The following is a 20,898-nucleotide window of genomic DNA, read 5'->3' as shown; positions in this document are numbered from 1 at the left end:
CTTTTTTTACTATCCCGGTGCTTATCCCGGCCCGCCCGCCTGAAACTCCAGCAGCTTGCTGAACGTCCCCTTGGACTCGCGATAAAGCTGATTATAGCCGCCTTGCTGGATGATCCTACCCTCTTCCAAAACGATAACCTGATCGGCGTCACGAATCGTAGACAAACGATGAGCAATGACAATAATCGTTAGTTTGCCCTTCAGCTGCTCAAGCGCCTGCTGAATTTTTAGCTCATTTTCGCTGTCGAGCGAACTGGTCGCCTCATCCAATACAAGGATCGATGGCTGCCTGAGCATCGCCCGCGCCAATACGATGCGCTGCCGTTCACCGCCAGACAGCCGTACCCCGCGATCGCCCACGATCGTGTCCAGTCCCCGCGGCAGCGCGCGAACGAAGGCATCAGACGCCGAAAAAGCGAGCGCCTCCCACAATTGCTCCTCCGTTGCCTCCGGCAATACGAGCTTTAAATTTTCACGAATGCTGGCATTAAAAAGAAACGGATCCTGCGAGACATAGCTTACCGCACTGCGGTAAGCAAAGCGATTGCTATCGTCCAGCGGGGCACCGTCAAGCAGCACCGCTCCGTGCTGGGGTACGATCAGCCCGATCAACGTATCGATTAGCGTGCTTTTTCCCGCCCCAGACTTGCCGACAATTGCCGTCATGCTGTTCGCCGGGATACGCAAATTAATATGCTTCAGCGCATACGTCTCATCCTGCTCCCGATAGCGATAATACACATCTTGGCAGACCAGCTCATGCGCAAGCTTCAGCGCAGCAGGCTCTGTGCGCTCTGTCCGCTCATCTGTTCGCTCTGTCCGCGCAGCAGGCTGATTCAGCTGCATCTCCTCAGCAACGCCACATTCCTTCATCAAGTCATTCAGGCTCTTGAACGCCGGGAGCGTCAGCACAATTTGCTCCATAGAGGTTTGAATGAGCGTCAGCTTCGGCCACAGCCTTGTAAAAATCAGCACAATTAATGTGAGCTGGGCTACCCCAACCTGCAGAACCTGCACAGATAAAAATACGCAGCCCGCAATCATCAATGCTGAGATACTTTTAAATATGAGCTGGCTATTGGATTGCAGCTTCACAAACTGCACATTATTGTGCTCCATTTGCTGCGTCAGCTTGCTGAACCAGGACAGATGGCTTTCCTCCAGCCGATTGCTTTTGATCTCCTTAATGCCATTGAAATGATCCGTTATACCCGCCACATAGCTCTGCGACAGCTCCGTCAATCGGGTGCCAAGCGACCTTGCCCCTCGCGTATACTTACGTGAGAACAAGCTGAGCAGGCCGCCGCAAACTAAAATAAGCAGCGTTAGCTGATACGACAAATAAAACGCCAACCCGATTTGCACAAGGGTAAAAATCCCCGTCGTAACTAAACGCAGCGAGAGCTGCATGCCCTGATTAACCCGGGAAAGCTCGGAAGACAAAATATGATTGAAGTCCGACTTGCGCTTGCCGAGAAAAAAAGCCCAGTTCGATTGCAGCAGCGCCTGATAAATATCCATCCGCAATTTCGTTACAAAGCTTTGAAGCAGGGCAAAGCCCTGATTCGTCTGCTGTCTTTGCAGCAGGCCCTGCCCAACATTAATGCCAATAAAGATGGCCAGTACAGCGACAAGCAGCAGCTCCTGCGGCAGCTCGCCAAGCCAGTTACTGACCTGCGGCATGACCGGCAAGCTTGCGCTTTGCACATCAAATAAACCGATGATGCCCAGCAGCGGTATTAAGACGAGCAGCCCTACGCCCTCAAGCGAACTCACAATCATGATGCCCAGCATGTTCAGGTACAGCTTTTTCCCTGCAAACTGATGCAGCTTCTTCATATATAGCAAAATTGGTTTCATATGCTCACCCTTTTGCGAGGCTGCTTGAGCCTTCGATAAAAATACAGAAACGGCCGCAGCGGAAAATAAAGAAAATGCAATCCCTTAGGCAAAGGCAGCGTCTGCGCATCCCAGGCACTTGGATAAAGCTTGCCGATGAAATGGGTCAGCTTCTCCCGGCTTGTCAGCAGCATAAAGGTATAACGCTTATAAAGCAGCGCCATCTTTTTCTCCTCCGGAATCGGGCTGATCGTAACGGTCTCCTGAATAAATGGAAAAATGCAGCGGACAAGCCTATGCGCAAGCGGGCTGTCGGCCAACGGCAGCAGCTCCCGGGGAAGCCTCACCCCAAGCAGCTCCCGCGCCAAAACAAGCGCCTGCCCTACGGCCGCCGCCCCTCCGTTTCTACGCGTTTCCTCCATCAGCGATTCGCCGCCGTCCTCGCAGGCAGAAGCGAGCTGGGCAATATCATGCAGCCAGCGCAGCCGGAACCAGCCATGTCTTGCCCCATGGCTGACGAGATAATGAAACAGATGCTCCGGCCCCAAATAGGGGATCGAACTCCCCGTCTGCTCATAGATTCTGCGCTGCGCCCATAGCTGCTCGAAGGATACTTCCTTTACCGCATCGGGGCTTAGTCGCCAGTGCAGCTCAATTTGCGTATGATTGGCCGTATGTTCAAAGCAGCTATGATGCGTTTTCCACTTTAAATCATTAAACAAGCGCGGCGCTGGGTCCCGATCATAATAACCAAGCTCTTCAAGCACCGCCTCGGCCCGGTCAACATCCTCTATGGGTACTAAAATATCCAAGTCCTTGCTCGTGCGCTGGGAAATATCGCCGTACAGCTCATGAGCAATAACGGGCCCTTTCAATTGCAAGGAGCGAATGCCGTGCTCTGCCAAAGCCGCTACAACCCGCTGCATCTCGGCGCTGAGCCTCAGCATCATCAGCGTATTGGCGTAATAATCCTGCTGGAGCGTCTGCAGCACCGAATTCGGCAGCACCGGCTTCGCAAGCTGCTTCAGCTTTAAATAGAGGCTTGGATATACGCGATGATGTCGCGCCAAGTCGATAATCTTCTCTCCATTCAGCCTGCTGCCAGCCCAGCGGCGGCCAATGACTGCCGTATCGGCATTCGGCTGCAAGCACTCGAGAATAAATTGCAATTCAAGCGGAAGGTTAGCCACTTCCCATTCATACGTTTTGTCCATAGCGATGCTCCTTCTCCCGCTTAATCTGATTACCAAACAAGCCAACGACGGTGAAACGTCCCATTTCCTCCACGCCCGTTATGTAGTAGGGGCCGCTGCGAAGCCAAGCATGGGCAATTAGTTTGCCTGATGCGTCCTTGGCTGTGCCCAAATAGAGCGTGCTCGCTATTTTTCTGCGTTTCAGCAGCTTCATCGCGGCGATTCCCTTAACGAGACATTCGCTTTCCCACCAAGTATAGCGGCTCATCTGCCGTATCGCTTTCGCCACCTCACCGAGCATCTGCTCATGCTCCACAACCCGCTCATAGGGCGTCTCCTTCATCGGAACACCTAGCGTAGGGGCAACTTTAGCGAAAGGTATCAGTTTGAGAAGGCGCGCCCAGGCGAGCAGCATATAGGCTTCGAACAGAAGCAGCTTGCTGCGAAGCGGAATCGCGATGAAATGGCTCCATTTTTTAAGCAAAACGATCGAACCGCCCTTTCCTTGAACTATTCGCTAGCCTGCCGTATCCCCTGCTCCGCCACCCTGTGCGCCTGCATGTGTGACAGGCTCAAGCAGCCCTTCCGCGTACAGGTCCTGTAAAAAGTCCGCCACCTGCTGGTCGCATGCCGCTGGCTCCACTTCATACTCTTTGAGCAATTGGGCAACAATGTCGCGGCGTGTCACGGGTGTCGCCGTCCGCTCCCAAATGATGCCGCCCAGCTTGCCCATGTTATAATATTTGCCCGAAGACAGACTTAACAGCACTTTATCGCCATCCATATCAGTAGCCAAATGACCTTCTGTCCGCTGGATAACCTGTTCAGGCTGCAGAAGCGGTCTAGCTTGTTTAGACATTTGCCTCACGTCCTTTCTGAGTCGCTGCCAGTATTAGATCAACCATTTCATAAGCGGAAAATGCCCCTTCTGCGGGACGCTGCAATTGATAAGCCTGCACGGTTGCTGCAAGCCGAACAGTGGCAGAAAAATGCCAATTTTGAAGCTTTAAAGGTGCGATTAGAAAATGTCGGAAGGTGTGGTTCAGCAATACAGGCAGCTTTGCTAGCGAATGCAGCTGTGATAGCGATACCGCATTTGCTTCTGTGCGCGAAAGCTCAAATACGGCGGCGAGTGGAAGTGGAGAGGATAGGAAGCTGGCAGATAACGGAACAGCGAATTTAGATACGGAATAGGCCAGCGGCTTGTAAAGCTGACTCGTTCTTCCAAGCTGCTCGACGCTTTGCTGCCACAGCTTTTGCTGCGGATAGGAGGGCATGATAATAGACGCGCCATTTGTGCCAGCCTCCGGTTCCTTTAAGGCAATTACATCATCACTAAGCAAGGGATAGCCACGGTCTATAAAAGCTGCGGCCAGCGTCGACTTTCCTGCCCCAGAGTCTCCTACGAAGGCATAGGCCTTGCCGTCTATGGCTATGGCGCTCCCATGCAGCGGAAGCTGCTTTCTTTGCAGGAGCAGAGCCCCTATGCATGTTCCAAGCAGGTAAAGCCGGAGCCTTCCCTCATCCATGTTTTCGCATGGCGCCACAATAATCCGTTTGCCCTCTTGAATGCAGAAGCTTGCGACCTCGTGAATATAAAAAAATAATTTTGCGCCGTGAACAGCGTAATGATCCTGCGTTTGATCCAAAATCGGCCACGTAAATTCTGGCTTGGCTAGCTCTATTTCAACATCTGCAAGCGCTTCCGAATTTACCGACGCAAGCAGCTCAGGAAGCTCGATTTCACTCCTGATGCGGAGGCCGAAAGCGTCGTAGATTGCTTTTTTCCCCGTTAATATCATCGCGTTCACCCTTATATGAATAAAATCGCGTTGCTTCAAGCCATCAATCAAAAACAAGGTGAAACCTTTACTTGCCTATATTTGAACAAAACCAACAAAGTCCTTGTACAAGGATGTCTTGCTGTATAAGGACCTTGTTGATCACTTTTACTGCATAAGTATAATGGATTTATTTCTAGGAAAAGGAAGTGCCTGGATCGACAGGGAACGGAGTTGGGTCATCAGTGACGTCAAAGTCCCCCGCTTTTACAAAATCAATGTAACGTGTACCTACGCCAGCCATCGTCTCGCTCACTTGCAGCGTTTCGAGAACCGGAGCTTGCCATTGTTGTTTTTCCATGTTTATTCACCTCCTTTCAAATGAAACTGCTGCACAAATCGGCAGGCCACCAAGCAATGCAATAAATAACGGCTGTTTAAATCAACCGCGTATTCCGGCTTTGGTGCTAAGCCCACCTGTTCCAACGAAGCCTTCATCTGTTCTACATTGAAAAACTGCGCAAGATACGGGTCCTCGCAATAGTGACGCAGCTCCTCTACAAATGTTGACCAAACCGGCGTCATTCGGTGAACCCAATCTGCCGCTTGAATGCCTCGCACCCGCTGGTTTAGCCGAATTTGATCGGGCAAATAGCTCGCCGTAGACTCGCGGATTAAAGCACGGTCGTAGCCATCATGAACGTATTGCTCAATCGGAACAGACAAGCAAAACTTCACAACCCGCGGATCGCTGGTCGGGTCCCGTTCCCATAGCGCGTAATTGAGCGATAGCTTCGTGCGCTGCGTACCGCTCATATTGGTCATCGCCATATCCTGAAAAGGCCCCGGCTGCGCTTTAAGCGCATCCTTTTCAAAAACGCTGCCGGCTCCTGCCTGCCGCTCCTTCAATCTGGCAAAGACGTTCATCCGCTTGGCAAAAGCCGGATTGATCATGAGCGGCATCTCCTGCTCCCCATGATCCTGGTCCTGAGGAAACAGCTTCGGATAGGCGTTTTTCCCAACATAATACATTATCCGTTTGCGCCCGACTGCCTTGCGCTTGCCGAACATCGTCACTTCCCGGTACAGCCGCAGCCATTGCAGCCGCTTGAGAAGCAAGGAATAATAATCGATGGCAGGGCCCCACGAGATCGAATGGTTCCCCATTGCTCCCGTGAGCAAAATGCCCATTCCCTGCTGATGCGACTGCTCGTAAACCCCTTTAATCCAAAATGAATTTTCTACAAATTTAAAGGGAATCTCCAGCATTTCCAGCCATTCATCCGCTTCCGACAATGGACTGCGGCCCTGCATATCCAAATATTGATCGGCAATATTGCCGACAAACCCTACGGTTTCCTGGATAAAGGGACGTTCGTCTGCCATATGCCGCCTGGACGTCCAATCCTGAAAGTCCGGCTCTGGCACATAACTGAAGGTATGCAGCTGCTTTTGCTGCGCCTGCAACGATTTTGCCGCGAAGCTGACGACCGAGCCCGAATCGAGGCCGCCGCTAAGCGTTGCGCCTACCTTCCGAAACGTCCTCATCCGGGCATTGACCGCTTCCTGAAAAACCTCCTGGAAAGCCTCCGTATACTCCTCACGCCGCTTCAGCCGCAGCTGCTCTGGGGGCTCGATCTTGCTGTGCTGCCAAAAATCGAGCTGTCCGTCCATTATGCGAAAAGCATGACCCGGCGGCACCTGGCGAATATGCTCATAGGGCGTTGCGAACAGGTCGCTCGACTCATGAACTATAGCAACCGCCAAATAATCGGCCAGCCAGCTTTCATTCAGCTTTTTCTCCACATGATGGGCAGCAAGCAAGGGAGCAATAGTGGTGCAAAAGGAGCTTTGCTGAGCATCAGAGTGGATATACAGCGTACGGCTGCCGAACAGATCGGTCGCACCGAACAGCTCAGATTTGCGCTGATCCCAAATGATGAAGGCATAGTCGCCAATTAAATAACGCGGCGCTTCCTCTCCCCATTTGGCATAGGCCAGCATAATCAGCTCGCTATCCGGCATGCTGGTTCGCCGCTCGCGGTCGATGAGCAGCTGCTCCCACAGATATGGACGATTATCGATCATGGCATCAGCCGTAATCGTTAGTCCCAGCTCAGCTGCGTGAAAGGGCTGCGGCTGTCCGACCGATTCAGGCGTAATCCACTGGGCATGGCAGCCTAGGAAAACGCGGCCGTCATGCCAAGTATCGACGGCATCCGCTGGATATTTTTTCAAGGCTTGCATTAGGCGCAACCCCGCTTCTACGGAAACGGGAGCTTTGGAATCCTTCTGATAAATAGCGGCGATTGCGCTCATGCGGTACCTCTCTTCTTTTTGATACTAACTGTATTTATTATAGCATATAAAGATACATTTTGTATCATTTTTATTAAAATAATTGTGCGTTTTTTTCCTATGCTTCACCATTTTTCACAGCGACAATAATGGTTTTTGTTCTTTTACTCCATGGTTCATATTGGGACGGCCCACCGAATAATAAATGAGCTGCGTATTGGCTAGTTCATGCTCACTATAAATGTTGCGCCCATCAATGAGATTAGGCGTTCTCAGCCAGGATTGAATACTTAGCGGTTTAATATCTTGGAATTCCTTCCATTCAGTCAAAATGCATAGAGCATCCGCCTGAATGGCCGCTTCCTCCGCTTCTGCGCAATATACGACGCCCGATTCGCCAAATTGCTGGCGAAAATTAGCCGTCGCTATCGGATCGTAGGCTTTGACATTTGCACCCCGCTTTACCAGCGCATCAATAATTTCAAAGGCTGGAGCATCGCGCACATCATCCGTTTCCGGCTTGAATGCCAAGCCCCAAATCGCAATGGTGCGGCCCGCCAAATCGCCAAGCGAAGCCTCCAGCTTGCGTATGACGTTAAAGCGCTGGTCACGATTCACATCTACGACCGATTTAAGCAGCTTGAAGTCATAATCCATCTGTCCGGCAATTTGAATAAGCGCCTGCGTATCCTTAGGGAAACAGGAGCCCCCGTAGCCTATTCCGGCTTTCAAGAATGAAGAACCAATTCGCTGATCATAACCCATTCCTTCCGCTACCTCGGTCACATCTGCGCCTACCTTCTCGCAAATGTTGGCAATTTCATTAATGAAGGAGATTTTGGCAGCGAGGAAAGCGTTGGAGGCATATTTAATCATTTCGGCGCTGCGAATATCGGTGCTCATAATGTGCTCGGTGAGCGGCCTATGCAGCTCTGTTAAATACTTGCGTGCCGTCTCCCCTGATGTGCCAATGACAATGCGGTCGGGGTGAAGCGTATCTTGAACGGCTGTGCCTTCCCGGAGAAATTCTGGTACAGAAGCGACCTCGAACGGAAAAGCCGTCTGGCTGGCTATAATCGTCTGAATATGCTCATTCGTGCCGACAGGCACCGTGCTTTTGGTCGCAATAATTTTAAAGCCATTCATCGCCAGGCCGATTTCGCGGGCAGCCTGCTCAATGTAGTTCAAATTAGCTTTGCCGCTTGGGAGCGATGGCGTCCCTACCGCAATAATAATAATGTCGGATTTCCTTACCGCTTCTGGCAAATCCGTAGTAAATTGCAAGCGTCCCTCCGATTTATTGCTCGCTATGAGCTCTTTCAAGCCCGGCTCATAAATCGGCACCTCCCCTTTATTCAACAAGGCAACCTTCTCCTTCAGGTGGTCAACGCAGATGACATCGTTGCCCAGTTCCGAGAAGCATACGCCCGATACCAGTCCCACATAACCCGTTCCAATTACAGCAAGCTTCATGCTGCCCACTCCTCTCCATATGCAGCCTCGACGCTTGATCGCAGACTGCTGTTTTATATACTTTGTCACTATGCTAAACCGAGGTGCGATAGGTACGATTGGCATTCGTTTCATCGGCAATTTGCTCAATCCATTGGACAATCTGGTATTTACGCCGCTCATTCATGGCGATTGAAGCGCCGCGGCTCCATCCTTCCATTGTTAGCTGCGAGAAGCTTTGCTGTAGGTTAAGCTCTATTAGAGCCTCCCAAGTAACCAGCATATGCGGATGCTTGCCCTGCAATGCTAGAATCGTATTCCGATCCTCCGTCATGGATGTCCTGACCAGCACAATCAAAGGCTTCCCGAGCGTGACCGCCTCTCCGACTACACCCCAGCCTGGCTTCGAAATGATGAGATCCGCCGCCGCCGCGTAATTTTGCGATTCGGTGTAGCCTTGCGGAATTTGGACAATATTCGGCCCACTCACCCGCATATTTTCCGATACGATAAATACACAGGAGTGATCGTTCCACAGAGAAAGCGAGTCTAGCGCTTCTGTCTCTATTCCCATGCCTAGGGCAAAATAAACGATCGTTTTGCTGCCGTCCGGATTCAGCTCCCGCACGATCCGCTGCACCTCAGCAGCTTGCGGCGTTCGGCAATAAAAGCCTGTCTCCAGCCCGCTTCCCGCTGCCCATTTCCGTTCCTCCGTGCCCGATCCCGCTAGCGGAATAAAATAGTCCAGCTGTTCATAAGCCTGGCGCAGCGGAGCCAGCTGCTCCCGCTCCACAAAAGACGCATATGCGGTATGCCAGGTGAAGTTGGATATGCCCACCGATTTCACTCCCGCAAGCGCGGCTGCGGCAATCGAAATCGGAGAAATATCCGAAATGACCATATCCAGCCGCTCACTCATCATAAAATCTGCTTCCCGCCTTACCTCAGCTGAAAATGCCGCCATATATGGCTCGTAACCGAGCCTTAACCTTTCTTGATCGGGCTCAACCGAGCCTCTTCCTCCGCCAAGCACATAGCCAAGATCGGATGAACAGCTGCGGAACACTATCCGTTCCGGGCTATATTCAGTGCTGTATTCCGCTAATGAAGCCTGAATAAAGGGAAGCGTTTTGCCCGAGCAGATTATTAGCCGATAACGCCGCGGCGAATAAAGCAGCAGCGTTCGAATAAGCGCAATGCTGCGCGTTGCATGGCCATAGCCATAATCTGAAATATAGTACCCAAGCGTTATTAAACGGCCATTCGTGCCGCGAGCGCCAAGCATGGTTATACCTTAATGCAATGCTCGGACACTTCGTCCCAGGTATGATAAATTTCCACAACCTGATTGCGCTCCTCGGCCATGCCGCTTTGTACGACAATAATTTCAAGCTCTGTTAAAGCACGAATGCTGTGAAGCATCTTCATCGGAATATGCAGCACATTGCCAGCTCCGACGCGCATAAAATTGCCATTTTGAATAAACTCTCCGCTGCCTTTGACGATGGTCCATACTTCCTCGCGAGCCGAATGCAGGCGGTAGCTGAGGTTTTTGCCGAGCTGAATGCCTACGCGCTTCGTGGATACGCAGCGGCCATCCTCATAAGTGCGATCGTCAAGCACTCTGATCCATCCCCATTGGCGCTCAATATACATCGGCCCCTGGTCGGAGCTGATAAAATCTTTAATGCGCGGACTCGCGCTTTTATCCGTCACCAATATGCCATCGGGACTCACCGCGACTACGACATTTGACAAGCCGAGAATGGAAACGGGGATATCGATTTCATTAATAAGATGCGTGTTAATGCAATCCTCACTGATGATACCTCTGCCTATTTGCTTGTTCTGCATTTCCTCGGTCAGCGTATTCCACGTGCCAAGGTCTTTCCAGTAGCCCTCATAAGGCAGAACGACGATGCTCGACGCCTTCTCGACCACTTCGTAATCAAAGCTGATTTTCGGCAGCAGCTGGTATTGCTTCGCAAGCTCCTCATATTGAATAGGCAGCCCTCTGCTTGCCAGCAGCTCAATCACATAACCCAGCTTGAAGGCAAAAACGCCGCAATTCCAGAAGGCATTTTCTGCAATAAGCCGCTCAGCGATTTCCTCCGTCGGTTTTTCCCGAAAGTGGCTGACCGCAACATATTCACTGTCTGTCTTGCTTGCCATTACCGTACCCGCCACTGCTGAACTCGCCTTTTCCGGTATAATATAGCCGTATTTGGACGACGGATACGTTGGTTTCACTCCTATGAGTGCAATCTCGGCATCAGAGCGGTTCAGAACCTCCTCCAGTTGCTTTACCGCTTCAAAAAAATGGCTTTCCACATAGGGATCAACAGGCAAAATCGCCACTGCCTCATCCAGCCCTACTCCCGCATGGGAATATAGATAGGTGGCGGCAAGCGATATGGCCGCGAACGTATCCCGCCGATCCGGCTCGATAATGAGCGGAACGTCCAGTGAAATTTGGGTCTGCATCATTTCAATCTGGGCCTGGCTCGTCGCAATATAGCTGGAATCGCCCAAGCCATTTTCATTAATTTGGCCCCATACACGCTGCACCATGGAAACCATTTCCTGATTCTCATTTTCCAGCACCTTCAGAAATTGCTTCGATCTCGCATCATTCGATAACGGCCATAGCCGCTTGCCTGAACCTCCGGACAATAATACCAGCTTCATCATGGATTCCTCCCCTTCTTATATGGAAAGCAGCAGCTTGCGATACTTATTAAGCGATATTTCCTTGCGCAAATGCGCCTCCAAATAATCCCGGCCACTGAGGCCCAGCTCCTCCAGCTCCGCGCCGCCAAGCTCAATCATCGCATTCAGCTTTCGCGCAATCTCCGTATACTGCTGTGGCTCCGCCACGATGCCGCAGCCGCTCTCTTCAATAATCCGGCATGCCTCGCTGCCCTGCTCCAATACACCTAGAACCGGCTTTCCTGCTGCCATGACGCCATAAATTTTGCTCGGCACCGACACGCCCTTAATGCCCTTCTGGTTCACGACGAGGTGCACATCCGCCGCATTAAGTGAATACCTGAGCTGCTCCTTCGGCTGAAAAGGTAGAAAGGCTACGTTCGCCAGCCCCTCCCGCTGCACATAATCCTGCATCTGCTTCTTCACAGCGCCTTCGCCGATGAAAGCGAAAATCACATCCGGGTAATCACGAAATCGGCTCGCAAGCTCAACCAGATTTTCTAAGTCATAATACAGACCTAAATTTCCGGAATACATAATGACGAATTTATTTTGCCAATCATGCTCGCGAAGAAACGCTTGAACCTGTGGATGCTCCTTGGACAGCGGAATAATTTCCTCTTCATTCGTCCAGTTGTTAATGACCGTATTGTCCGTCACTCTCCGGCTGGCAAAACGTTTAAGAAGGGTATCCTGCATGTCATAGCCAACGGTAATAATATGATCAGCGTATTTGCAGTTCAGGGTGTCCACCCAGCGCGCCAGTTCGAGCACCGCTTTATTGTTCATATAACCTGCGGCTGCTGCCTGCTCAGGGTTGAAATCCTGAATGTTGTAAATATGCTTGGAGCGCTTAAGCGTCTTGCCAATGGTTCCGATCAATCCGCCCAAAATCGGCGGCTGCGATATCGTGTAAATAAAATGAACCTTTTTCTGCTTCAGCAGCTGAATATTGGCATGAAAAAAGTAGGATGCGATATAACGCAGCCTACTCAGCTTGTTACGCTTATCTACCTTAGGCAGACGAATGCGAATAATTTGAATGCCCTCTAACTGGTCATAGACGACCCGCCGTTTGTCACCCGCAGCTTCCGCTTCCTTCTCGCCCTGCTCGGACTGTGCTGCGATGACCGTAATGTTGAAATCATCCTGCAAATATAAGCACAGCTCCGTCAGCAGCTGCCCCGTTGAAGCGAAATCAGGATAAAAATAATTTATTACGAATACGATATTAGGCTTCATGCCATGACCTCTTTCGCGAATCGCTCTCTTAAATATTGCGCCGGATAACCGGCATGAATTTCATTGGCCGGGATGCTTTTCAACACCGTGCTTCTTGCTGCCGCAACGGCCATTTCATGCAGGATGACCCCGGGATAAACGAATACATCGCTTGCCACCCAAGCGCCATCTTTAATGACAATCGGCCGAACCTCCAGCGAAAAAGCTGGATCATTGATTTTATGGCTGCCTGTGCATAAATAAGCATTTTGCGAAATGACGCAGTGGCTGCCCACTTCAATTTCATCCAAGCTATAAAACTGGACATGATCTCCGATCCAGGAAAAATCGCCGATGCTGACCTTCCAGGGATACGTGAACTTTGCCGTTGAGCGAATTAATACGTCCTTGCCGATATTCGCGCCAAACAGACGAAGCAGAAAGCTTCGCCACGCATACATATTGTGCAGGGAAAACCGGAACAGCGTGCCTTGAATGAGCCACCATAACAAAACATAAGCGCCGCTTCTGCCCCTTGAATAGCCAGCCTGCTCATACTGGTCCAAGCGAATGAGATTTTTCATCCGATTTTCAACAACTCCTCATAAACCTCCGTCGTTCGTTTCACATACTGCTCCCGGGTGAAGGATTGCTGGAGCAGCGAATAGCCTTCTTCTCCCATCAGCTTGTAATTTTGTTCAAAAATGCTCGTTATCGCCTTTTGAAGCGCCAGCTCATCCTGCGGCGGCACGAGCAGGCCGTTCGCCCCATTCAGCATTTCTGGCACGCCGCCAACATCGGTCGCTACTATTGGCAGCGAAGCCGCCATCGCTTCCAGCAGCACCGTCGGAAAAATATCGTAGACTGACGGCAGCACGAACAAATCCGCCTGCTGCAGCAAATCGGCAACATCCCTGCGCATGCCGAGGAAATGCACATTGTCGAGCTTATATTGCAGGGCCATGGCAAGCAAGCCTTGCTTGTATTCCTGATCCGTATCGAAAGCAACATCGCCTACGATGACAAAATGCAGATTTTGCTCGACTTTCTTCCTCTTCATCAGGTGCGCAGCCTTGAGCAAATATTCAATGCCTTTCATCGGCGACAGCCTTGCCACCGTAATGACGATGCGGTCTGTCTCGGCCAAGTTCAGCTCCTCACGCAGCAAGCTGTGGGCCGCTTCACTTGGCGCGGGGGTAGCGGAAGGCGCATTCACCTCAATGCCATTATGAATTTTGATCAGCTTCTTTGACGTATGGCCGCCCCATTGAAACATGATTTTGCTGCGTTCGCATAAGACGATAATGCGGTCATTAAACAGATGGTCCAGATAGCCGACAAATTTATAGGCGATCAGCGGCTTTCTCGGCAGCTCATGGACGGTTTGCAGCGTCGGAATACCGAGCATTTTACCGACAATATTGCCGCCAATGACTTCCATTTTATGCGAATGAATAAGCTTAATTTGATACTGCTTTACGATTTTTCGAAGTGCCCGCATCGATTTGACCAATTTAACCATATTGCGAAAATAATAAAGCGCATCGGTCGGCTTGCCGAAGACGGCAAGAGCTGCAAACAGCACCGTTGCTCCGCTCTCCTCATATTTTTCCACATAAGGGCTCCATTCCGGCAGCACCACATATGGCTTGTATTTCGCCTGATCCAGACCTTGAACCAGCTGCAGCAGCACCGTATCCACACCTCCAACATGGCTTGCATACGGCTGAATATAAAGAATATTTTCCACTTTCTATCCCTCCGTTGACAAAGCCCGGTTTACGGCAGATGTTACGGCTCTGGCATAATAATTCGGGTGCATTTTGCGCCAAAGTCCAAACTTCAGCTTCCAGCTCGACTGAATATACCGTTTGTTCACGAACACCCAGTCCATCGATTCCTTTAAGTTTTGCGGATCAAGCGGATCAATAATGAGGCCATTTTGCTTATCGACGATAATATCCTTCGTTGCTCCCGCGTATTTGGACGCCAGCACAAACGTATTCGTGCTTAACGCCTCGTTGACGACGAGACCCCACACCTCGATTAAGGAAGGAAAAATCAGGCAATCCGCTTCCACCAAATACCCAATCAGCTCATTCTTCTGCTTATAGCCTTCGAAGCTAATCTGCCCCGTTAGCCCATATTGCTCTACACGTGCCTTAAGCTTCTGCTCATCCGGGCCGGAGCCGACAATGGTCAGCTGCCAGGCCGCATCGCTATGCGTCTGCTGGATGGCGTCAATAATTTGCGCGAGACCTTTGCGTTCAATCAATTGTCCGATGAAAAGCAGCTTGATCGGCCCCTCATCGCTGCGTTGCTTGCTCTGCTTATGCTCGGTATATTTTTTATGGAAAAATCGAATGTCCACCGTATTGTAGCCAATGACGATTTTATCCTTGCTGACGCCGTAATACTCTAGGCATTCCGCTGACTGTGTCCCGTATGTAATAAAGGAATCCGTTAGCTTGAAAAACACTTTGCGCACCGTGTTCACCAGTTTATTCTGTACCCGGCTGCTTTCCAGCGTGCTCCCCCACCAAATGATAAATTTTTTCCGAAACAGCTTGCTGTACAGCAGTGCCGACCAATAACCAAGCGAATCGTAGCCTGAGGTAATGACCACATCGGGATTATGCTTCATCAGCCGCAAAAAAATGCCGGGATTAAGATGAACGCCCATATCCAGTTTTTGAATAAAAGCATGCACGCCCGGCAGACATTTGTATGCATATTCGATTTCGCCATAATCAATATCCCACTTGCGATTCTGCTCCTTCTCCTCCAAATACCAGACCGTCAGGCTCGTATTGTCATCATGATGCAGCTTGTTTAATACGGGTATGCGATAGGGCGCAATCGTATTGGTTAGAAGAAGTACCTTGTTCATAGGCTTGCTCCAATCATTTTTATATTCATTTAACTCGAGACACTTTTAAAGTCTGGATATGCCTGATTTAACGGCTCCTGTTTTTGCTTAAAAAACCAATATCCGATTAAAACAAAGAAAAGATATGCCGTTAAATAGGAGGTTCCGCTCATCAGCTCTCCTCTTAGCAAAAAAATTTGAAACGGAGCATAATAAGGCACACATAATCTCGCCACTGAAATTTCATTCGTTGTTACCGCTCGTTCATAGGCCTTCTGTGCCTTCTGAGTAAAATATCCATACAATATAAACAGAAGCACAACTCCAGGCAAACCAAAGTCAATGTAAAACTCTGCCCATAGCGGACATGATAAATTAGTAAAATCGTATCCGAGGGCATCCGCTACTGTCGTTCCTGAGCCAAAAGGTTTATTTGCCCAAATAAATCTTGGAACCCAGAAAAGAAAAGCAACTAATAACTGTTCCCCATTCGTATGACCAAACAGATCAACATATTTAACTGTGTTTAGCGTCATTTGAAAGGCATCATAATCTCCATCTGTCGCCATATTACTTTGGGCAGTAAGACTTTGGACAATTTTCGTCGTATCTGTTGTATGCCTAAACATATCTGATTTAGGAAATACAAATAGCAATAAACATAAAAGCATAATGACCCATTTATAAAATGATCGCTTCCCCCATGGCAATAGTAAAAAGCATAGGGTTAATATCATCGAGCCTATCCAGTATCTAGCTCCCGAAATAGGATTATTGATCATAAAATTAACGATACCAATAAAGAAGATCCATAGCTGTGTTCCTAAGGAAAGCTTTATTTTTGAATGCTTATAATATATAACGCCAAGTACAAGACATACGAATATGGATACCTTTAAAAAACTGGATAACAAAAGAAACTCAATTTTCCCGCCAAACTGAGCATTAAAGATTTGTCTATTGAGAAATAATGCACTAACGCCTCCAATTTTCAAAATAATAATTGCACATATAAACAGCGCAATCAGCGTAAAAATAATAAACTTTTTCTCGTTTACTTGTATTTTGTCGATTTTAAACAAATTTAAATTCGATCGATCATCATAATCGGCTTTTCTCTCCCGTCTCTTGTTCAAGCTATTATGGAGAAAACCACCAAGGTCGAAGGAAAGAATGCCCGCTATAACAACAAACAGCGCAAAGCGAATATCATCACTGGAGTAAGTTCCCGACAAAGGAAAACTCTCCGTAAGGACTTGTTGGAAAGGAACATAACCCATCCAAATGTATACAAAAATCCAGAAAAACAGTTCAATTAATCTTCTTGTATCGCCCATCATAAGTAAAGAAAGCCGTCCCATTGCATAAAACATAATAAACCAGCTCAAGCCCAGGTTAAGATAATTAAATGACGTATCTAGCAATACCGTTTTATAAAGCTCCAGTAAAGGAATTAGAATAGCTGTGTAGCAAAAGATAATGAAATAAAACCCTACCATATAATCAATTGAATTGTTTTTATGCAAAGCTAATTTAGGTTCCATAAGCACGTTCCTTTTGCGCAATTAAATTTTTACAGGTACGCTTATTTCATCAATCGCCTGCACTTTTTTAAAATATAGGAAAGTATATGAATTTTTCATACTTTCTCTCTATTTCCCGGACTGAAACGCGCCGCGCCGTCAAAAGACGGCGACAGCCGTTTCACCTTGACTTTTAGCTTCGCTACTAACCTGTATGCAAATATTAGATATAAGATTGTTGATATAATAAAGGTCAGTTGATTTCCAGCTGTAATTGAAATAATAAACATAATAATGACAAATAAGAGGTTAGCAAAAACCCCTCTTAAATAAACGAGCTCACCCCATAGATTCATTCTTTTAAAACAGGAAATAAACAATAAAACCGTGGTGGTGGCTGCTCCTATAATACTGGCGTAAATCAGTCCATAAACTTGATAATAGAAAACGCCAGCTATAGCTAATGGCACATAAATACCCAACTGAATATAAGATGTAATGGTTACTACCCGTGGCTTACCTATGGCACGCAATGCAACAACAAAAACATTCATAATACCAGCAATACTTGCGTTAAGCAGCATTAGACCGAGCAACGGACTTAACTCAATCCACTCATTACCCAATAATAAAACAATAATTGTTTCTGCGTTGAATAACACATAACCTGAAGTAACAATTGAAAACGAGAAGATAATAAACAGCATTTGTATAAACTGCACCTTCAGCTGGCTGTGATCCTCCCGATTAAGCTTGGAAAGCACCGGGAAAAAATATTGCCCGAGCGCATAAGACGCATCGCTGATGCTCATTTGGCTGAGCTTCTGCGACGTCTGATATAGTCCGAGCATCGTCGTTCCCAGAAAGCGGGAGGCAATAACCTTATCCAATTGATAAAGCACAAGTGTCGAAATGCTGTTCGCCCAAATCCATTTGCCATATTTGCGAATATCCGCGATGCTGCCCATATCGCGGCTCAGCTTCGGCTTATCCTTGAACCAGACGAAGGAAGCCGTGCAGCGGAACAACTGGGCGATAAGCTGGCCGGCAATGACGCCGATTGGCGAATTCAGCATAACGACGAGCATGACGGATAAGCTTAAATCGAGCATAATCGTAATCAGCTGCAAAATGCCCGTCGAGCGAAAATCCTTATGGCGCATTCGCTCATACCATTTAATGCTAACCGCATTGGTTGCGAGCGGAACGCCCGCTGCCAGCAGCAGCAAGGACGTCGCCCGTCCCTCGCCGAACAGCTGCGCAATATAAGGCGCGGTTATGAGCAGTACGAGGCTGATGCCTACGCCTCTCGCCAGCATCATCGTCCAAAGCGCATTTTTCTGCTGATGGTTCAAGTCTTCTTTTCTCTGAATAATGCCTTCCATGACGCCAAGCTGCGTGAGCAGCTCAATAATCGAAAGGCTCACGAGCGCAATGCTGACCAAGCCCATCTCAGCCGGACCGAGCATGCGGGCGATAATGAGAAACTTGACGCCCGTCAGCACCTTCGTCACAAACTGCTGGATAATGACCCAGAACGGATGGTCCTTCGCTTGCAAGATTTGCTTTATTTTGCCCATAAGCCTACCCATTCCTACTCATCATAATGTCTTCCTTCATTTGATCGTGATAATGTGTAAAGCCGGAAATTTGGCTGGAGATGATTTTGCCCAGCACCTTAATTTTCGTTTCCAAGGGCAGAAAACGGTACATATACGCCGAAATGCGATTATTCTCTTCCGTGAACAAAATATCCTGGGCGAAATTGCCCCATTTGTCCGCCGGCATTAAATTAACAACCATGCCGCCAAGCGCGGAGGGCAGCAGCATATTGGAACCATGCACCCCGACAATGACCGCGCTGGATGCATAAATCTCGCAAGCCTTCAGCTCCGCTTCCAGATTGAATTTGCTTACACGGCAATCATCAATCCAATCCGGGAAAGCGAAGGAGCGGCCGAGGCCGACTACGCTGAACTTGACGTCCTTCTCCTGCTTTCTAATTTTGCTGAAAAGCTTGACGATCTTGTTGCGCTGCGACCAAATAATCGGCTTAAGCAGCATGCGCAGCAGCTTATAGCGCTTCGCCGCTTTAATGACATAAGGATTATCGAGCCATACCCGATCCTCACGCCAAATAAAAGTAATTCGTGTCGGCCCAGGCTGGGGCTCCTCCATCTGAAACGGACGCATTTTCGTAAAATGCTCTATATTGAACCGGCTCGGGTGCGAATACGCTCTGCTGACGAAAACCTGCTCAAAACGCTCGCATTGCGCTGAAATTTGCTCATCCAGCTGTGGATAGAACTGCTGCGCTTTGGAGAGCGGCACATTGACCGTCCATACCTCAGCTGCATAATCCGGTACCATCCATTTCATAAACGACTGCACGAGGACGATGATGCCAATATCCGGATTTTCGATACGTTCACGTTCAGCGTTCAACAGCTTGAGCAGGGAATGACCGTAGAGAAAGTCGATGCAGTTAATGATGACCACATCACGGCAAGCCTCTTTAATCTCTACCTCAAGCCTGACCTGTTCATCAGCAGCTGGATGCTGGAGGCTGTGAAGCAGCGGATTGCCGAGCCAGCCTTTGGATTCCTCATGACCACTAAGCGTGTACGACGCCCGGTCAATTAAATAAGGATAGGTCGTCGCATGACCCACTTTCAAATCCTCCACATATTCGCCGCCGCAGGCAGGACAGCACGCTTCCACGCATACATGAATGCCCTGCCACAGCACTCGTTCATTGGCAAGAACAACGCCGCAATGCCGGCAAATGCCTTCATGCTCGATTACCGGTTTAATTTTAATCATCACTCACTCCAGCTTTCTTCAAAAATAAAGAGCGGCAGATTTGCTCTGCCACCCTGTTCTGCTTTTTTTTAAACGCCTGCTCCTGCTGCGCCAATCAAGCTGTTGTTATAGGCTGTTTCTGCACGAACCCGTTTCAAATCCTCATCTACCATCATATGAATCAACTGCTGAAAACCAACCTCCAGCTCCCAGCCAAGCTTCTCTTTCGCTTTTGTGCAATCACCCAGCAGCAGATCGACTTCTGCCGGACGTACAAATTCAAGATCAATGACGACATATTTGCTGTAATCAAGCCCTACATAGGAGAACGCAACCTCCAGCAGCTCGCGAACCGTGTGCATTTCCCCCGTCGAAATAACGAAATCATCCGCTTCATCCTGCTGGAGCATCAGCCACATCGCTTTAATATAATCGCCTGCGAAGCCCCAATCGCGCAGCGCATCCAAATTGCCCATGCGCAGCTCATTTTGCACACCGAGCTTAATGCGGGCTACGGCGTCCGTTACTTTGCGCGTTACGAATTCAAGGCCGCGCCGAGGCGATTCGTGGTTGAACAATATGCCCGAGCAGGCGAACATATTAAAGCTTTCGCGGTAATTGACCGTAATCCAGTGGCCATATACTTTGGCAACGCCATAGGGACTGCGCGGGTAAAAAGGAGTCGTTTCCTTTTGCGGCGTCTCTTGCACTTTGCCATACATTTCGCTGCTGGATGCTTGATAGAAACGCGCTTCCGGCTTAACGATGCGCACGGCTTCCAGCATATTGGTTACCGCAAGCGCCGTCAGCTGCGCGGTAGCCAGCGGCTGTGGCCAGGAAGCGGCTACGAACGATTGCGCCGCCAAGTTATATACCTCATCCGGATCGGAAATACGTACCGCTTCGATTAAAGAAGCAAGATCTGTCAAATCGCCGGAAATCCACTCGATCTGATTTTTAATATGAGCGACATTTTCATAGTTTGGCGTGCTTGTTCTTCTTCTCATCCCATACACCTTGTAGCCTTTTTCCAGCAAAAATTCGGCCAAATACGATCCGTCCTGCCCGGTTACACCAGTTACTAGCGCTCTCTTCATTTTCATTCCTCCAAAGGGATTATTGTATACTGTGATGGAAATGTGTCTGCGCTGCGTGAAAAGGACCTGCTTCCGATCGCCATTGCCCTTGAATTTCTCTGAATCCACCCTTAA

The 20,898-nt window shown here is 49.1% G+C and carries 18 protein-coding genes; all 18 read right to left on the bottom strand.

The window, feature by feature from the left end:
- Window positions 1-21: 21 nt before the first annotated feature.
- The gene (locus tag ASF12_RS26885; protein WP_056041322.1) at window positions 22-1,860 is read right to left on the bottom strand and encodes an ABC transporter ATP-binding protein; all 1,839 of its coding nucleotides are present in this window, start codon (window positions 1,858-1,860) and stop codon (window positions 22-24) included.
- Window positions 1,857-3,053 carry a nucleotidyltransferase domain-containing protein gene (locus ASF12_RS26880; RefSeq protein ID WP_056041320.1) on the bottom strand — a complete coding sequence of 399 codons (1,197 nt, stop codon included), beginning with the start codon at window positions 3,051-3,053 and terminating at the stop codon, window positions 1,857-1,859. Before ASF12_RS26880 ends, ASF12_RS26885 begins: the two co-directional genes overlap by 4 nt.
- Window positions 3,037-3,522, bottom strand: coding sequence for a lasso peptide biosynthesis B2 protein (locus tag ASF12_RS26875; protein ID WP_056041318.1), 486 nt, complete (start codon window positions 3,520-3,522; stop codon window positions 3,037-3,039). Before ASF12_RS26875 ends, ASF12_RS26880 begins: the two co-directional genes overlap by 17 nt.
- A 27-nt stretch (window positions 3,523-3,549) precedes the next feature.
- On the bottom strand, window positions 3,550-3,891 hold the full coding sequence (locus ASF12_RS26870; RefSeq protein ID WP_063892665.1) for a lasso peptide biosynthesis PqqD family chaperone: 342 nt from the start codon (window positions 3,889-3,891) through the stop codon (window positions 3,550-3,552).
- Window positions 3,884-4,834 carry a hypothetical protein gene (locus ASF12_RS26865; RefSeq protein ID WP_063892670.1) on the bottom strand — a complete coding sequence of 317 codons (951 nt, stop codon included), beginning with the start codon at window positions 4,832-4,834 and terminating at the stop codon, window positions 3,884-3,886. Before ASF12_RS26865 ends, ASF12_RS26870 begins: the two co-directional genes overlap by 8 nt.
- Before the next feature lie 175 nt (window positions 4,835-5,009).
- Window positions 5,010-5,174, bottom strand: coding sequence for a paeninodin family lasso peptide (locus ASF12_RS34760; RefSeq protein ID WP_155973484.1), 165 nt, complete (start codon window positions 5,172-5,174; stop codon window positions 5,010-5,012).
- 2 nt (window positions 5,175-5,176) lie between these two features.
- Complete coding sequence (locus ASF12_RS26860; protein ID WP_056041314.1) at window positions 5,177-7,132, bottom strand: asparagine synthase-related protein; 1,956 nt, start codon at window positions 7,130-7,132, stop codon at window positions 5,177-5,179.
- A gap of 114 nt (window positions 7,133-7,246) precedes the next feature.
- A complete protein-coding gene (locus ASF12_RS26855) occupies window positions 7,247-8,584 on the bottom strand; it encodes a UDP-glucose dehydrogenase family protein (RefSeq protein WP_056041312.1) in 1,338 nt (445 codons plus the stop codon).
- A gap of 73 nt (window positions 8,585-8,657) precedes the next feature.
- Window positions 8,658-9,848 (bottom strand): glycosyltransferase, encoded by a 1,191-nt coding sequence (locus ASF12_RS26850; RefSeq protein ID WP_056041310.1) that lies wholly within the window; start codon window positions 9,846-9,848, stop codon window positions 8,658-8,660.
- Between the two features lie 2 nt (window positions 9,849-9,850).
- Complete coding sequence (locus tag ASF12_RS26845) at window positions 9,851-11,251, bottom strand: sugar phosphate nucleotidyltransferase (RefSeq protein ID WP_056041308.1); 1,401 nt, start codon at window positions 11,249-11,251, stop codon at window positions 9,851-9,853.
- A gap of 18 nt (window positions 11,252-11,269) precedes the next feature.
- Window positions 11,270-12,514: a glycosyltransferase family 4 protein gene (locus tag ASF12_RS26840; protein WP_056041305.1), complete on the bottom strand. Its 1,245-nt coding sequence runs from the start codon at window positions 12,512-12,514 to the stop codon at window positions 11,270-11,272.
- Window positions 12,511-13,077: a putative colanic acid biosynthesis acetyltransferase gene (locus ASF12_RS26835; RefSeq protein WP_046233296.1), complete on the bottom strand. Its 567-nt coding sequence runs from the start codon at window positions 13,075-13,077 to the stop codon at window positions 12,511-12,513. Before ASF12_RS26835 ends, ASF12_RS26840 begins: the two co-directional genes overlap by 4 nt.
- Window positions 13,074-14,243 carry a glycosyltransferase family 4 protein gene (locus tag ASF12_RS26830; RefSeq protein ID WP_056041303.1) on the bottom strand — a complete coding sequence of 390 codons (1,170 nt, stop codon included), beginning with the start codon at window positions 14,241-14,243 and terminating at the stop codon, window positions 13,074-13,076. Before ASF12_RS26830 ends, ASF12_RS26835 begins: the two co-directional genes overlap by 4 nt.
- Before the next feature lie 3 nt (window positions 14,244-14,246).
- Window positions 14,247-15,383 (bottom strand): glycosyltransferase family 4 protein, encoded by a 1,137-nt coding sequence (locus ASF12_RS26825; protein WP_056041302.1) that lies wholly within the window; start codon window positions 15,381-15,383, stop codon window positions 14,247-14,249.
- A 29-nt stretch (window positions 15,384-15,412) separates the two neighbouring features.
- Complete coding sequence (locus ASF12_RS26820; RefSeq protein ID WP_056041299.1) at window positions 15,413-16,906, bottom strand: O-antigen polymerase; 1,494 nt, start codon at window positions 16,904-16,906, stop codon at window positions 15,413-15,415.
- 95 nt (window positions 16,907-17,001) lie between these two features.
- On the bottom strand, window positions 17,002-18,465 hold the full coding sequence (locus ASF12_RS26815) for an oligosaccharide flippase family protein (RefSeq protein ID WP_056041297.1): 1,464 nt from the start codon (window positions 18,463-18,465) through the stop codon (window positions 17,002-17,004).
- A 4-nt stretch (window positions 18,466-18,469) separates the two neighbouring features.
- Entirely contained in the window at window positions 18,470-19,708 is a 1,239-nt protein-coding gene (locus ASF12_RS26810; RefSeq protein WP_056041295.1) for a hypothetical protein, read from the bottom strand.
- 68 nt (window positions 19,709-19,776) lie between these two features.
- On the bottom strand, window positions 19,777-20,784 hold the full coding sequence (gmd, locus tag ASF12_RS26805) for a GDP-mannose 4,6-dehydratase (RefSeq protein WP_056041293.1): 1,008 nt from the start codon (window positions 20,782-20,784) through the stop codon (window positions 19,777-19,779).
- Between the last annotated feature and the right edge of the window lie 114 nt (window positions 20,785-20,898).

It is taken from the genome of Paenibacillus sp. Leaf72 (assembly GCF_001422685.1).
GTDB lineage: Bacteria > Bacillota > Bacilli > Paenibacillales > Paenibacillaceae > Pristimantibacillus.
The sequence above is the reverse complement of the archived record's forward strand: the minus strand, read 5'-3'. Positions and strand labels throughout refer to the sequence as shown.

Bases quoted from the DNA above. Each gene is read 5' to 3' on its own strand.
- ASF12_RS26880 (WP_056041320.1), bottom strand. From the start codon at position 3,053: ATGGACAAAACGTATGAATGGGAAGTGGCTAACCTTCCGCTTGAATTG.
- ASF12_RS26825 (WP_056041302.1), bottom strand. From the start codon at position 15,383: ATGAACAAGGTACTTCTTCTAACCAATACGATTGCGCCCTATCGCATA.
- ASF12_RS26865 (WP_063892670.1), bottom strand. From the start codon at position 4,834: ATGATATTAACGGGGAAAAAAGCAATCTACGACGCTTTCGGCCTCCGC.
- ASF12_RS26860 (WP_056041314.1), bottom strand. From the start codon at position 7,132: ATGAGCGCAATCGCCGCTATTTATCAGAAGGATTCCAAAGCTCCCGTT.
- ASF12_RS26855 (WP_056041312.1), bottom strand. From the start codon at position 8,584: ATGAAGCTTGCTGTAATTGGAACGGGTTATGTGGGACTGGTATCGGGC.
- gmd (WP_056041293.1), bottom strand. From the start codon at position 20,784: ATGAAGAGAGCGCTAGTAACTGGTGTAACCGGGCAGGACGGATCGTAT.
- ASF12_RS26810 (WP_056041295.1), bottom strand. From the start codon at position 19,708: ATGATTAAAATTAAACCGGTAATCGAGCATGAAGGCATTTGCCGGCAT.
- ASF12_RS26815 (WP_056041297.1), bottom strand. From the start codon at position 18,465: ATGGGCAAAATAAAGCAAATCTTGCAAGCGAAGGACCATCCGTTCTGG.
- ASF12_RS26820 (WP_056041299.1), bottom strand. From the start codon at position 16,906: ATGGAACCTAAATTAGCTTTGCATAAAAACAATTCAATTGATTATATG.
- ASF12_RS26885 (WP_056041322.1), bottom strand. From the start codon at position 1,860: ATGAAACCAATTTTGCTATATATGAAGAAGCTGCATCAGTTTGCAGGG.
- ASF12_RS26835 (WP_046233296.1), bottom strand. From the start codon at position 13,077: ATGAAAAATCTCATTCGCTTGGACCAGTATGAGCAGGCTGGCTATTCA.
- ASF12_RS26845 (WP_056041308.1), bottom strand. From the start codon at position 11,251: ATGAAGCTGGTATTATTGTCCGGAGGTTCAGGCAAGCGGCTATGGCCG.
- ASF12_RS26840 (WP_056041305.1), bottom strand. From the start codon at position 12,514: ATGAAGCCTAATATCGTATTCGTAATAAATTATTTTTATCCTGATTTC.
- ASF12_RS34760 (WP_155973484.1), bottom strand. From the start codon at position 5,174: ATGGAAAAACAACAATGGCAAGCTCCGGTTCTCGAAACGCTGCAAGTG.
- ASF12_RS26870 (WP_063892665.1), bottom strand. From the start codon at position 3,891: ATGTCTAAACAAGCTAGACCGCTTCTGCAGCCTGAACAGGTTATCCAG.
- ASF12_RS26850 (WP_056041310.1), bottom strand. From the start codon at position 9,848: ATGCTTGGCGCTCGCGGCACGAATGGCCGTTTAATAACGCTTGGGTAC.